Source organism: Streptomyces sp. NPDC058678 (genome assembly GCF_042714835.1).
Lineage (GTDB): Bacteria > Actinomycetota > Actinomycetes > Streptomycetales > Streptomycetaceae > Streptomyces.
The window spans coordinates 139,853-152,312 of the sequence record NZ_JBHXSG010000007.1; the positions used below are offsets into that span (position 1 = coordinate 139,853).

A 12,460-nucleotide genomic window follows, 5' to 3' on the forward strand; every position below is an offset into this window, starting at 1 on the left:
CTGTACGTCGACCCCGGCCGTCCGGGCCACCGCACCAGTACGAGTGACTACGACGTGCTCGCCGCCGTCGTCGCGTCCCGGCACAGCAGCCGCAGCGACCCGTCGTCCCCCGCGAAGCACCGGCGGGCCTCGTCGATCGGGTCCCACAGGCGACCGTCGGGGGTGCGGATCCAGTGGTCGCCGCCCGTCGTCCACCACTCGGCACCGGTCTGGCGGGCGATCACCTCACCGGCGTACGCCCCGAGCCCGCGCAGCACCGTGTCCACGGCGGCGTACGGCGCCCCGTCGCGCCGCATCTCGCCGATCATCCGGTCGACGCTCCACAGACTCTGCGCCGAGTAGTCGAGCCGCAGCCGCGCCCCCTCACGCAGGGTCGCCACCACGTCCGCCGCCCACCGCACGGGCTTCGCCGCGGCCGAAGGCCTGGTCTCCTGATGCGTCGTCACAGTCGTCACACCCGGAAAAGCGTGGCCGGGCGGCGTTTCGTCACCCGGATCCGGGACGTTTCCGCAACCGGTGCAGGACCGCCCCACCGCCACCTCACACGGTCACAGGACTCCCCCAGAAACGAGGTTTGCGCGGGTGTGACAGTTCACCGCTCCCGTGCGCTCCTCTCTCTGATGAGCCTGTACTTCCATCTCCGCGCGGTGCCGCCCTCGGCCCTGCGCAACAGCGCGACCTGGCTGCGACAGCTGTTCGAGGACGACTGGGACACCGTGCGCGAACGGATCGGCCGGTGCCGTGAAGAGGTGCTCGACAAGGGGTACCTCGGTCACGAACTCCTCTACGCCGGCGCTCCCCCGCACCACGCCGAGGACGCCCCGCGGACCCACGTCGTCCTCGGCGGCGGCCCGGTGTCCGCCACCGAGCCGGACGATCCGCCGTTCCTGGTGCTGACGGCCGCCCAGACGGCCCGGGTCGCCGACTACCTCGCGTCGGCCGACTTCGAGGCGCTGTGGCGGGACGCCCGCGAGGATCTGCTGCCGAGGTACGGCGGGTCGGGCGCGGAGCCCGGGGCACGGGGCATGTTCGAGTCCACGCACCGCGACCTGACCGCGTTCTACGCGCAGACCGCCCTTTACGGGGACGCGGTGGTGAAGTGGCTGGTGCGGTGAGCGGTACCGCTCAGCCCGCCTGAACCGTCGAACGGCCGAACGGCCGAGCGGCCCTCAGGCCCGCCGCCGGGAGCGCCGCGCCACCACCGCTCGCAGCACACGGCGCCCCTCGGTGGACACCTCCAGCGCCCGGCGTACCCCTCCCGCGCCGTACTCGGCGAGCAGTTCGAGGACGGCGATCTGGCGGCGCAGTTCGGCGGCGACGAGGGGCGACATGCCCTCCGTACGGCCCTCGCGGCGGGCGTCGACCGAGGACGCCCGGTCGGCCAGCGGGTCGAGGAGACGGTGGATGTGCAGGGAGGCGACGGAGCAGGCGTCGGCCCACACCCGTACCTCGGCGGCGGACGGCTCGGCCGGCGCGGCGGCGAGCATCCGTCGGGCCAGCAGCGCGGCCTCGTCCCCGGGGGACCCGGGGGGACCGGCGAGGTCGGCGAGGTCGGCGGGACCGCCGTCGCCGAGCTTGCCGCGCACCTCCGCGATGCGGGCGGCCCAGTCGTCGACCTCGCCGCCGTCTGCGAGGCCGGCCCACAGCGGTCTCAGCACCTCGTCGTCACCGCCCAGCAGGGGCAGGCACCGATCCAAACAAGCCAACCCACTGGCGGCCAGTCCGCGCTCGTCGGCCTGAGCGATCAGTTCCACCAGGCTCATCCCACGCTCCCTCGCCAGGCGTCCTCCCTCACGGAGCCCGCACTTCCCCTTACTGCGCGCGACGACCCGGGAGTGTCACAGGGGCACCACACCGAGCCGGTCGAGCAGCCGGAAGAACAGGTTTTCGGCCAACACGTCCGCCGCCGGGTCGGGGTCCGCGGTCAGCACGTCGATCACCGGCTCGGCGGCGATCTCGTGCCCCGCCTCCGCCGCCCACGCCACCGCCCGCTCGCCGGCGTCCCGGGGCTCCAGGAAATAGTCCTCCAGGGTCAGCCCCTCCCGGTCGGCCCCGAGATACGTGGCCATCGCCGCCCGGGCCAGACACGTCGTCCACGCCCCGCTCTCCGGCCCCGCCGCCTCCACGACCACGGTCGCGCTGTCCATGACATACCCGAAGAGCGCGGGCGCGCCGGTCTCCACGGCGAGGCCGTTCATGCTCCCGACGTCACCGTCGCCGCTCGCGTACTCCCACACCTGCCATCCACCCGGCGCCGACGCCCGCGGCGACATGCCCTTGACGCCGGCCAGCGCCTCCAGCTCCGCGAGCGGCCGCTCCCCGCGGCCGACGACGAAGTACCCCCAGTAACCCATTCCGGTTCCCCCCGGCTGCTCTCCGTACGGCTCCGCCCGAATACACCACATTCGTACGGCCGTTCGCAGCCGGACGGAACAATCCGCCCCGGCTCCTGAACCGAACTCAGCCCAGCCGGTCCGCGAGCGCCTTGAACTGCTGCCACGACAGCTCCGGCTGCCCCGGGTCCCACAGCTTCTGCACGGTCGCCCTGATCGGCATCCGGACACCGGCCGCGACCTGCGCCTCGGTCTGCGAGTTCGCCAGGTCGCACCAGACCGCGAAGGACCCGCCGAGGATCTGGGCGTCGTACTTCGCGGGCACCGGCTGGGTGCCGCGCACGACGAGCGGCGTCCACTGCTCGTAGATCCGCTGCCCGGTCGGGTAGACGAAGGTCAGCGGCTGCCCGAGGACGTAGTAGAGGAACTCGTCGTTGTAGTTGATGATCTTGCGGCCCTCGCGCAGATACGCGATCGGCAGCCGCGCCCCGATCTCCTTGCCCGTCCAGTAGGCGACCTGGATGTCCTTGTCGGCCTGGACGGAGGTGCCGGCGAAGAAGCCGTCGTTCCAGGCGCGGGGGACCTTGTCGTGGGCGCGGACGGTGTCGGCGCGGTCGTTGAGCCAGCCGGTGGTGAGGTCCTCGACCGTGGCGCCTGAGCCGTAGGCCTCCCTGGCGGCGGTGGCGAGCTGCGGATAGGACGCCTCCGGGTCGGACACCACCAGCGCCTGGTACTCGTCGCCGCCGAGGTGCCACTGGCCGCCCGGGAAGAGGCCGGCGTACTCGTTCAGCAGGTCGTCGACGATCTCGGCGGCGTCCGGATCGGAGATGTCGACCGCCCCGCGCGTCGCCACGCCCCGCACATTGCGCAGCTGGAGGTCCGGGTGCGCGGCGATCACGGCGCCCAGGTGCCCCGGCGAGTCGATCTCGGGCACCACGGTGATGTGCCGACTGGCCGCGAGGGCGACGATCCGCTTCACCTGCGCCTTGGTCAGGTGCTCCTGCGACACGATCTCCGGGTGGGAGTCGGACTCGATCCGGAACCCCTGGTCGTCGGAGAAGTGCAGCCCCAGCTGGTTGAACTTCAGGTCGCCGAGTTCCCGGACCCGGTCCTCGATCCAGTCGGCCGTGAAGTGCTTGCGCGCGATGTCCAGCATGAATCCGCGCACCGGCTTGGCCGGCTCGTCCCGCACGACGCCCTCCGGGGCCGTACCACCGGCGTGCACCTCCTGCTTGAGGGTGCGCGTGCCGTAGAACACCCCCGCGTCCGCGGACCCGCTGATGGTCACCCGCCCGCCGCGCACGGTCATCGCGTACGACTCCGGATTCGCGCCTTCGTCGTCGTTGAGCGCCAGCCGTACGTCCCCGGCGCGCACGTCGTCCTTCTCGCCCGCGTACGTCAGCCCGAGCTCACCGGCGAGCAGCCGGCCCTCGTCGGCCAGGTCCCCGTCGCTGACCACGACCCGCTCGCCCTTGACCGGCTCCCAGCCGGGACCGCGCGCGGGGGTGTGGGTGCGCACTGCGGGGATGGTGCGGGGTGTCTGCGACAGCGGGTAGGAGCGGGTCGGCGTGGGACTCGGGGTCTTGGAGGGGGGCGGCGCCTCGCCCGCGGAAGCGCCCTGCGACGGCCGCCCCTGCGCCGACCCCGCGGACTCGCTGCCGTCGCCGCCGGCGGCCAGCAGCCCGAGGCTCACCCCGGCCGCGACCGTCACGACCACCACCGCGACGATCAGCACCCACGTCTGCTTCAGCGCGCTCTTCGCCGCTGTCCGGCGCCTGTGCTGACTTCGCCTGTGCTGACTCACACCCACCACGCTAGGCCCTGTGAGCACAGGGGCGCGTCACCAGACGTTCCTAAACTCTCCCGTTCGGATGAAATTCGGGCATCCGTCGGACACGTGTTGTCCGCTCTCGATAGCCTGGCGCCACATCTCTCACATCACCTTCTGCCGAAACCCACGTGACGCCCACACACCTTCCTGGCCGAGTGGCCATACCCTCGCTGCCCGAGCAGACCCGGGACACGCCCGGCTCGCCTGCCCCGCTGGAGCACTTCAACACCGCTCCCGCCGACGAGATCCTGGCGACCCTCCTCACCTGCCTCCGCAGCCTCCGCTGGGCCACCCGTGTCGTCACCCATCGGCCCTACCCGAACCTGGAATCCCTCCTGGCCGCGTCGGACGAGGCGGCGTACGACCTGACGCCGGGGGATCTGGCGGAGGCGCTGTCGGGCGAGACACTGCCGGCGCTGCCGGACGACGCGTACGGGGCCGCACATATGGCACTGGGTGCCGCGCACGCGGCGTACGAGGCTCGGTTCGGACACCAGTTCGTCATCTGCCTCGACGGTCTGGCCCCCGGGGAGGTTCTGGACCACGTCCTGGCGGGATTCCGGTCACGATTGACAAACGATCCGGAGGAAGAACGGGTGGTGGCCGCGGAGGAGCTGAGGCGCCTCGCCAAGGGGCGCCTGGTGGAGCTGGCCGGGGGCGCGGGGCTCTGACATGGCGGCTCCGCCGCGGGGCGCGACCAGCCACAACGCGCCCGCACCCGGCAAATAACAGGACATGCCTCCTCAGAAGCCGCAAACGCTCACCCATACGCGTGCCACTTTGATCACACCCTCAGACCCCGGCTCAGCCCAGCGGCCGCGCATCGCTACGATGCTGGGGGCCGGTGGACCGTACCCGGCCGGGCCCGTCCGACACAGAAGCCGGCGCGGCCCCAATCCCCGCTTTCGGAGGGCTCTTCCGTGCCGGCTGGAACGCTGTACCGCGGCCGGGAAGGTATGTGGTCATGGGTGGCTCACCGAGTCACCGGCGTCCTCATCTTCTTCTTCCTGTTCGTTCACGTGCTGGACACCGCGCTCGTGCGTGTCTCCCCCGAGGACTACGACAAGGTCGTAGCCACCTACAAGACGCCGGTCGTGGCGCTGCTGGAGTACGGCCTCGTCGCCGCCATCCTCTTCCACGCGCTCAACGGCCTGCGCGTCATCGCCGTCGACTTCTGGTCGAAGGGCCCGCGCTACCAGAAGCAGATGCTCTGGAGTGTCGTCGGCCTGTGGCTGGTGCTGATGATCGGGGCGATCTACCCCGTCCTCGGCCACGCCTACCGCGAACTGTTCGGGAGCTGACGCGCATGTCCACCACCGAGAAGACCGCGTCCGGTATCGGCCCCGTCGAGGGCGAGTCCCTCTACAGCGTCGACAACCCGGCCCCCCTCATCGAGGCCCCGCGTCAGCGCACCAAGAAGACCCCGAAGTCCACACGGGGCAACTTCGAGATGGTCGCCTGGCTGTTCATGCGCCTGTCGGGCATCGTCCTGGTCGTCCTGGTCATCGGCCACCTGCTGATCCAGCTGGTGCTGGACGGCGGCGTCTCCAAGATCGGCTTCGCCTTCGTGGCGGGCCGCTGGGCGTCCCCGTTCTGGCAGGTCTGGGACCTGCTGATGCTGTGGCTCGCGATGCTGCACGGCGCCAACGGTCTGCGCACGGTCATCAACGACTACGCGGAGCGCGCGGGCACCCGCCTGTGGCTGAAGGGCCTGCTCTACACCGCCACGGTGTTCACCATCCTGCTGGGCACGCTGGTGATCTTCACCTTCGACCCGAACATCCGCTAGGCACGGGGCTGAGGTAATCCACCCATGAAGATCCACAAGTACGACACCGTCATCGTCGGCGCCGGCGGCGCCGGTATGCGCGCCGCCATCGAGTCGACGAAGCGCAGCCGCACCGCCGTGCTGACCAAGCTCTACCCCACCCGCTCCCACACGGGCGCCGCGCAGGGCGGCATGGCCGCCGCGCTGGCCAACGTGGAAGAGGACAACTGGGAGTGGCACACCTTCGACACGGTCAAGGGCGGCGACTACCTGGTCGACCAGGACGCCGCCGAGATCCTGGCGAAGGAGGCCATCGACTCCGTCCTCGACCTGGAGAAGATGGGCCTGCCGTTCAACCGCACCCCGAACGGCACCATCGACCAGCGCCGCTTCGGCGGTCACTCGCGTAACCACGGCGAGGCCCCGGTCCGCCGCTCCTGCTACGCGGCCGACCGCACCGGTCACATGATCCTCCAGACGCTGTACCAGAACTGCGTCAAGGAGGGCGTGGAGTTCTTCAACGAGTTCTACGTCCTGGACCAGCTGATCACCGAGGTCGACGGCGTCAAGCGCTCGGCCGGTGTCGTCGCCTACGAACTGGCGACCGGCGAGATCCACGTCTTCCAGGCGAAGGCCGTGATCTACGCGTCCGGCGGCTGCGGCAAGTTCTTCAAGGTGACGTCGAACGCGCACACGCTGACGGGTGACGGCCAGGCGGCGGTCTACCGTCGCGGCCTCCCCCTGGAGGACATGGAGTTCTTCCAGTTCCACCCGACCGGCATCTGGCGCATGGGCATCCTGCTGACGGAGGGCGCCCGCGGTGAGGGCGGCATCCTCCGCAACAAGGACGGCGAGCGCTTCATGGAGAAGTACGCGCCGGTGATGAAGGACCTGGCGTCGCGAGACGTCGTGTCCCGCTCGATCTACACGGAGATCCGGGAAGGCCGCGGCTGCGGCCCCGAGGGCGACCACGTCTACCTCGACCTCACCCACCTCCCGCCGGAGCAGCTGGATGCCAAGCTCCCGGACATCACCGAGTTCGCGCGCACCTACCTGGGCATCGAGCCGTACACGGACCCGATCCCGATCCAGCCCACCGCGCACTACGCCATGGGCGGCATCCCGACGAACGTCGAGGGTGAGGTCCTGGCGGACAACACGACGGTCGTCCCGGGCCTGTACGCGGCCGGCGAGGTCGCCTGTGTGTCCGTCCACGGCGCGAACCGCCTCGGCACCAACTCGCTGCTGGACATCAACGTCTTCGGCAAGCGGGCCGGCATCGCGGCCGCCGAGTACTCGCAGAAGGCCGACTTCGTCGAGCTGCCCGAGAACCCGGCCGAGCTGGTGATCTCGCAGGTGGAGCGCCTGCGCGACGCGACGGGCACCGAGCGGGTCTCGGTCCTGCGCCGCGAGCTGCAGGAGACCATGGACGCGAACGTCATGGTGTTCCGCACCGAGCAGACGATCAAGACGGCGGTGGAGAAGATCGCGGAACTCCGCGAGCGCTACCTGAACGTCTCGATCCAGGACAAGGGCAAGCGGTTCAACACCGACCTGCTGGAGGCCGTCGAACTCGGCAACCTCCTGGACCTCGCCGAGGTCATGGCGGTGTCCGCCCTGGCCCGCAAGGAGTCCCGCGGCGGTCACTACCGCGAGGACTACCCGAACCGCGACGACGTCAACTTCATGCGCCACACCATGGCGTACCGCGAGGTGGGCGACGAAGGAACCGAGTCGATCCGTCTCGACTACAAGCCGGTCGTCCAGACCCGCTACCAGCCGATGGAGCGTAAGTACTGATGGCAACCCCGACCCTGGACAAGGCGGACGCGGCCGGCACGCCCGAGCCCGGCTTCGCCGACTCCCCGTACATCACGGCCACCTTCCGCATCCGCCGCTTCAACTCCGAGGTCTCGGCCGAGGCGACCTGGGAAGACTTCCAGGTGGAGATCGACCCGAAGGAACGCGTCCTCGACGCCCTGCACAAGATCAAGTGGGAGCTGGACGGCACCCTGACCTTCCGCCGTTCCTGCGCGCACGGCATCTGCGGCTCGGACGCCATGCGGATCAACGGCAAGAACCGTCTGGCCTGCAAGACGCTGATCAAGGACCTCAACCCCGAGAAGCCGATCACGGTCGAGGCCATAAAGGGCCTGACGGTCCTGAAGGACCTGGTCGTCGACATGGACCCGTTCTTCCAGGCGTACCGCGACGTGATGCCCTTCCTCATCACGAAGGAGACGAACGAGCCCACACGCGAGCGTTTCCAGACGGCCGAGGACCGCGAGCGCTTCGACGACACGACGAAGTGCATCCTCTGCGCGGCCTGCACGTCCTCGTGCCCGGTCTTCTGGAACGACGGCCAGTACTTCGGCCCGGCGGCCATCGTCAACGCCCACCGCTTCATCTTCGACTCGCGCGACGATGCGGCGGAGCAGCGACTGGAGATCCTGAACGACCGTGACGGTGTCTGGCGCTGCCGCACGACCTTCAACTGCACGGACGCCTGCCCGCGCGGCATCGAGGTCACGAAGGCGATCCAGGAAGTGAAGAGGGCGCTGATCACGCGCCGCTTCTGAGGAGATTTCGCTGACACAGCGGGACGTCTGAGAAAGTACGAGGGGCCGTTCCTCCCGGTGGCGGGAGGAACGGCCCCTCGGCCACAGAGCCGATCAGATACAGCTGAAAACGGGGGACCACAGCATGACCGAGCCGAATCCGTACCAGAGCGGAGCCAGCCAGTGGGGCCCCGGGCAACCGCCCGCCCAGCCTCCCGCGGTGCCCGGCTACGGATACCCCAACCCGGCGCCGGCGTACGGCTTCCCCCAGCAGCCCGCGGCTCCGGTCCCCGTGGGCGGTGCGCCGGTGCTGGCCATCGGGGACATCACGGTGATGGGCGACCAGATCGTCACGCCGGCCGGCCCGCTTCCGCTGCGCGGCGCGGTGTGGAACGCCACCGACATGTCGCACACGGAGGAGAGGATGCCGCCGCACGCCATCGTGCTGGCCATCCTCTTCTTCGTGTTCTGCCTCCTCGGCCTGTTGTTCCTCCTGATGAAGGAGAAGAAGACCGTCGGCTACATCCAGGTCACCGTGACGAGCGCGGGCCGACACCACTCGACGATGCTCCCGGCCCTCGGTCCCCACACCTTCCCCGCGGTCATGGGGCAGATCAACTACGCCCGGTCGCTGAGCAACATGTGAGCCGACCCCTCGCCGCGGGCTCAGGATCATCGCATCGGTGATCCTGTGTCGTCGGCCAGCGCGATCGCCTTGCTGAGGATCACCGTTGGCAGCGGTAGGGAGCCTTCCTGCTCACCTATTCGTACTCGCCACGACAGCAGTGTGCCGGGCCGGTACGGCGACCGGGCCGGAAGCCCGATCACGCGACCGCCCTCGCGTTACCGCATCGCCCGCAAGGGCATCGAGTCCTCAACCCGGCTGGGCCGGCATCGCTGGACGATCGAGCGCACGATGTCCTGGCTGGGCGGCTGCCGCCGTCTGCATCGCCGCTACGAACGCAAGGCCGAGCACTTCCTGGCCTTCACCGCCATCGCCTGCAGCCTCATCTGCTACCGCAGACTCTCCAAATGAGACGACATCTAAGGACGATCTCCTCATCCACGGCTACGGCAGCTGCCGCTACACCTCACCACCAAAGGAAGCGTCTTCCACTACCGTTACGCCGGACCGCGCCTCTTCCACGTCGCGGGCGACCGGATGGTAGAGGCGAAAACGTATGGTGTCCGGCTCGGCGTGGAACAGGCCGTCGATGTCGTGCAGGGTCAGCAGCCGCACCCATGCGTCCAGGTCGGTGGCGAGCATCCATCCGCAGTTGACCTCCCACGACTGTGAGGGCAGGTTGTCCAGTCCCATAGCCCTGTTGGTGCGCACCCGGTCTTCCATGGACGCGTGGGAGCGGTGCAGCACGTCCAGGAACTGGCTGTGGCGTGAGCCGGCGATGCTCCACATGTGGCGGATGTTGTTCGCGGTGATGCAGTAGCGCCAGCCGGTCTTGGTCTCGAAGCGGGTGAGTTTCTTCAGATGCCGCCGGGTCGGTCTGACGCGGCGCGCGATCAACCGCATCCCCTCCGGCCAGCCGGCGCCAGTGTTCAGCCCGGTCAACTCCGCGACGAAATAGCCTTCCTGCAGGCTGCCGTCCTGGTGCAGGGAGGTCTCCCAGGCGGTCTCGGGCAGGCGGGCGATGGCTTTCTCGTCGTCTTCGGTGATCTTCCAGCCGAGGGTGTAGCGGACCGTGCGCCGCGTGGTTTTCAGTGCTTCGAGGTGTTCGAGCAGTCTGTGTGTGGCTCCGGCGCTGTCGACCCGGATGAGGATATTCGCGGTCGAGGAACCGGGGATCTGCGCGAGCGCGTCAGTGAGCACGGCGATGTGGTCGGTCACCGTGTTTGCGCCGGCATTGCCGGGGCGCAGGAGCATGGCCAGGGACTCGCCTGTGTTGGCGCACCATGCGGCCAGCGGATGGAACCCGAACGCCTCTTTGAAGGTGACCGCCGCTCCGGTCTTCTCGGACGCCGCCGTGATGATGGTGGCGTCGAGATCGATGACGATCCAGCGGGTCAGCCGCTTGCCCGCCACAACCAGCCACGGGAAGCCGCCCGGCCGCAGATGCAGCAGACTCCACATGTGCCGGCGCACCCTCGCCCTTACCTTGGCGATCGCCACACGGGCGGCCTCGTCGAGCGCGGCAAGAGCGCGGCGGGCCGTGGAATCCGAGACCGCAGGCCCGAATAACGGCCGGTGATGCAACTATCGGGGCGTCAGATCACCCAATTCCACTGAATATCCAGGGTTAACCCAGCCCCGCAACGACTCCGAGCTGATCCCGAGCTCCCGGGCCGTCTCGGTCACCGTCCGGCCCGACTACCCATGAGCTCGATCGCGTCCCGTTCGTACTCCGCTGAGTACCGATTCGTGTACTTGCTCGCCACCTGGCACTGCTTCCTCGGGGCTCGCACGTCCCAGTCTCCAGGTGTCCACGATCAAGCGGAAGCTTCATCTTCTGGCTTGCCCTTCGGTGCGGTCCAGGGAGCGTCGACGGTGGGGGACTGCCCCGGACTGCGGCGCCGATCGGAGTGACGAGCGTTTCTGGTCCTGGTGCATCGTCGTACTGCTGCTGGTGGGACGGGGGTGCGCTCACCAGGGCCGAACGAAGGCGGGTCCACGAACAGTCGCCTACCGAACCAGGCAGGGGCGCCTACTGTCGAACTTCCAGTCAGTAATGAGGTATTGCATCGTGACTGCATCGTCGCGGGCCCCCAACGTCTTTTCCTGGTAGAGATCGTGGGCTGCGAGGAGCCGGTCCATGTCGAGGTGGACGCCCAGCCCCGGCGCGTCCGGGACCGCGATCTCGCCACCGGTGATGAGCGGTGGGGCGGTGGTGAGGCGTTCCAGCCCTTCCTGCCATATCCAGTGGGTGTCCAGGGCGTTGTACTCGCCGGGGGCCGCGGCGCCGCAGTGGGTCACCATGGCCAGGGAGATGTCGAAGTGGTTGTTGGAGTGGCAGCCCCAGGTCAGTCCCATCGCGTTGCACAGTTGCGCCACCCGGACAGAGCCCTGCATGGTCCAGAAGTGTGGGTCGGCCAGCGGGATGGAGACCGACTGGAGGGCCAGGGCGTGGGTCATCTGGCGCCAGTCGGTGGCGATCATGTTGGTTGCGGTGGGAAGACCGGTGGCGCGGCGGAACTCGGCGAGGATCTCCCGTCCGGAGTAGCCGTCCTCGGCTCCGCAGGGGTCCTCGGCGTAGGCGAGCGTGCCGACCAGCGGCCGGCACAGTTCGATCGCCTCGCTCAGTGACCACGCGCCGTTCGGGTCGAGGGTGATGCGGGCCTCGGGGAAGCGGTCCTTGAGGGCTCGTACGGCCGCGACCTCCTCGGCGCCGTTGAGGACACCCCCCTTGAGCTTGAAGTCCCGGAATCCGTAGTGGCCATAGGCCGCCTCGGCCTGACGGACGATCGCCTCGGGCGTCAGGGCCTCCTCGTGCCGGACCCGGTACCACTCAACGGGGGAGTCGGGTTCCCGGACGTACTCCAGGTCGGTCCGGTCTGGGTTACCCACGTAGAAGAGGTAGCCCAGCACCCGTACGGAATCCCGCTGTTGCCCGTCGCCCAGGAGCGCCGCGACGGGCACGTCGAGGTGCTGCCCGAGCAGGTCGAGCAGCGCCGACTCGATGGCGGTGACCGTGTGGACGGTGGTGCGCAGGTCGAAGGTCTGGGCGCCCCGTCCGCCGGTGTCGCGGTCGGCGAACCGGTCGCCGATTTCGCGCAGGACGCGCTTGTAGTCGCCCACCTTCGCCCCGACGACCAGCGGTTCGGCGTCGCGCAGCGTCTGCGTGATCTTCTCCCCACCGGGTACTTCGCCCAGCCCGGTGCGTCCCTCGGAGTCGGTGAGGACGACGATGTTGCGGGTGAAGTAGGGGCCGTGGGCGCCGGAGAGGTTCAGCTCCATGCTGTCCCGGCCTGCGACCGGGTAGACGGAGAGCGCCGTGACGGTCGGCTGTCCGATACTCAT

14 protein-coding genes are annotated in these 12,460 nt (G+C 69.2%); 8 read left to right on the forward strand and 6 right to left on the reverse strand.

Annotated features, from left to right (window positions below; genetic code table 11):
• Positions 1 to 47: 47 nt before the first annotated feature.
• Positions 48 to 446, reverse strand: a complete 399-nt coding sequence (locus tag ACFWWR_RS09775; RefSeq protein ID WP_383871406.1) for a hypothetical protein — start codon at positions 444 to 446, stop codon at positions 48 to 50.
• A 174-nt stretch (positions 447 to 620) separates the two neighbouring features.
• Here ACFWWR_RS09775 and ACFWWR_RS09780 point away from each other — a divergent pair, with 174 nt between their 5' ends.
• Complete coding sequence (locus tag ACFWWR_RS09780) at positions 621 to 1,115, forward strand: DUF1877 family protein (RefSeq protein ID WP_383871403.1); 495 nt, start codon at positions 621 to 623, stop codon at positions 1,113 to 1,115.
• Between the two features lie 54 nt (positions 1,116 to 1,169).
• On the opposite strand, the gene ACFWWR_RS09785 is transcribed toward ACFWWR_RS09780, so the two are convergent.
• The 3 genes from ACFWWR_RS09785 to ACFWWR_RS09795 all read right to left on the reverse strand — a co-directional run bounded on the left by ACFWWR_RS09785 (position 1,170) and on the right by ACFWWR_RS09795 (position 4,068).
• Positions 1,170 to 1,763, reverse strand: coding sequence for a hypothetical protein (locus tag ACFWWR_RS09785; RefSeq protein WP_383871400.1), 594 nt, complete (start codon positions 1,761 to 1,763; stop codon positions 1,170 to 1,172).
• Between the two features lie 75 nt (positions 1,764 to 1,838).
• Positions 1,839 to 2,354: a hypothetical protein gene (locus tag ACFWWR_RS09790; RefSeq protein WP_383871398.1), complete on the reverse strand. Its 516-nt coding sequence runs from the start codon at positions 2,352 to 2,354 to the stop codon at positions 1,839 to 1,841.
• A 106-nt stretch (positions 2,355 to 2,460) separates the two neighbouring features.
• Positions 2,461 to 4,068, reverse strand: a complete 1,608-nt coding sequence (locus tag ACFWWR_RS09795; RefSeq protein WP_383871565.1) for a glycoside hydrolase family 20 protein — start codon at positions 4,066 to 4,068, stop codon at positions 2,461 to 2,463.
• A gap of 224 nt (positions 4,069 to 4,292) precedes the next feature.
• On the opposite strand from ACFWWR_RS09795, the gene ACFWWR_RS09800 reads away from it, so the two are divergent.
• From ACFWWR_RS09800 to ACFWWR_RS09830, 7 genes are all read left to right on the forward strand, one after another.
• On the forward strand, positions 4,293 to 4,835 hold the full coding sequence (locus ACFWWR_RS09800; protein ID WP_383871395.1) for a 2-oxo-4-hydroxy-4-carboxy-5-ureidoimidazoline decarboxylase: 543 nt from the start codon (positions 4,293 to 4,295) through the stop codon (positions 4,833 to 4,835).
• A gap of 249 nt (positions 4,836 to 5,084) precedes the next feature.
• On the forward strand, positions 5,085 to 5,465 hold the full coding sequence (gene sdhC / locus ACFWWR_RS09805; protein ID WP_217235068.1) for a succinate dehydrogenase, cytochrome b556 subunit: 381 nt from the start codon (positions 5,085 to 5,087) through the stop codon (positions 5,463 to 5,465).
• Between the two features lie 5 nt (positions 5,466 to 5,470).
• Positions 5,471 to 5,953, forward strand: a complete 483-nt coding sequence (locus ACFWWR_RS09810) for a succinate dehydrogenase hydrophobic membrane anchor subunit (RefSeq protein WP_383871392.1) — start codon at positions 5,471 to 5,473, stop codon at positions 5,951 to 5,953.
• A 24-nt stretch (positions 5,954 to 5,977) separates the two neighbouring features.
• Positions 5,978 to 7,732 carry a succinate dehydrogenase flavoprotein subunit gene (gene sdhA / locus ACFWWR_RS09815; protein ID WP_384302705.1) on the forward strand — a complete coding sequence of 585 codons (1,755 nt, stop codon included), beginning with the start codon at positions 5,978 to 5,980 and terminating at the stop codon, positions 7,730 to 7,732.
• On the forward strand, positions 7,732 to 8,511 hold the full coding sequence (locus ACFWWR_RS09820) for a succinate dehydrogenase iron-sulfur subunit (RefSeq protein ID WP_217235071.1): 780 nt from the start codon (positions 7,732 to 7,734) through the stop codon (positions 8,509 to 8,511). The genes sdhA and ACFWWR_RS09820 overlap by 1 nt, the downstream gene beginning before the upstream one ends.
• Before the next feature lie 124 nt (positions 8,512 to 8,635).
• Positions 8,636 to 9,136, forward strand: a complete 501-nt coding sequence (locus ACFWWR_RS09825; RefSeq protein ID WP_383871386.1) for a hypothetical protein — start codon at positions 8,636 to 8,638, stop codon at positions 9,134 to 9,136.
• A 141-nt stretch (positions 9,137 to 9,277) separates the two neighbouring features.
• Positions 9,278 to 9,526, forward strand: coding sequence for a transposase (locus tag ACFWWR_RS09830; protein WP_383871383.1), 249 nt, complete (start codon positions 9,278 to 9,280; stop codon positions 9,524 to 9,526).
• Positions 9,527 to 9,574: 48 nt separating this feature from the next.
• Here ACFWWR_RS09830 and ACFWWR_RS09835 read toward each other — a convergent pair whose 3' ends face one another.
• A complete protein-coding gene (locus ACFWWR_RS09835) occupies positions 9,575 to 10,615 on the reverse strand; it encodes a transposase (protein ID WP_384302707.1) in 1,041 nt (346 codons plus the stop codon).
• A gap of 510 nt (positions 10,616 to 11,125) precedes the next feature.
• The gene (locus ACFWWR_RS09840) at positions 11,126 to 12,454 is read right to left on the reverse strand and encodes an enolase C-terminal domain-like protein (protein ID WP_383871562.1); all 1,329 of its coding nucleotides are present in this window, start codon (positions 12,452 to 12,454) and stop codon (positions 11,126 to 11,128) included.
• Positions 12,455 to 12,460 lie beyond the last annotated feature (6 nt).

Bases quoted from the DNA above. Each gene is read 5' to 3' on its own strand.
- ACFWWR_RS09780 (WP_383871403.1), top strand. From the start codon at position 621: ATGAGCCTGTACTTCCATCTCCGCGCGGTGCCGCCCTCGGCCCTGCGC.
- ACFWWR_RS09785 (WP_383871400.1), bottom strand. From the start codon at position 1,763: ATGAGCCTGGTGGAACTGATCGCTCAGGCCGACGAGCGCGGACTGGCC.
- ACFWWR_RS09790 (WP_383871398.1), bottom strand. From the start codon at position 2,354: ATGGGTTACTGGGGGTACTTCGTCGTCGGCCGCGGGGAGCGGCCGCTC.
- ACFWWR_RS09810 (WP_383871392.1), top strand. From the start codon at position 5,471: ATGTCCACCACCGAGAAGACCGCGTCCGGTATCGGCCCCGTCGAGGGC.
- sdhA (WP_384302705.1), top strand. From the start codon at position 5,978: ATGAAGATCCACAAGTACGACACCGTCATCGTCGGCGCCGGCGGCGCC.
- ACFWWR_RS09820 (WP_217235071.1), top strand. From the start codon at position 7,732: ATGGCAACCCCGACCCTGGACAAGGCGGACGCGGCCGGCACGCCCGAG.
- ACFWWR_RS09825 (WP_383871386.1), top strand. From the start codon at position 8,636: ATGACCGAGCCGAATCCGTACCAGAGCGGAGCCAGCCAGTGGGGCCCC.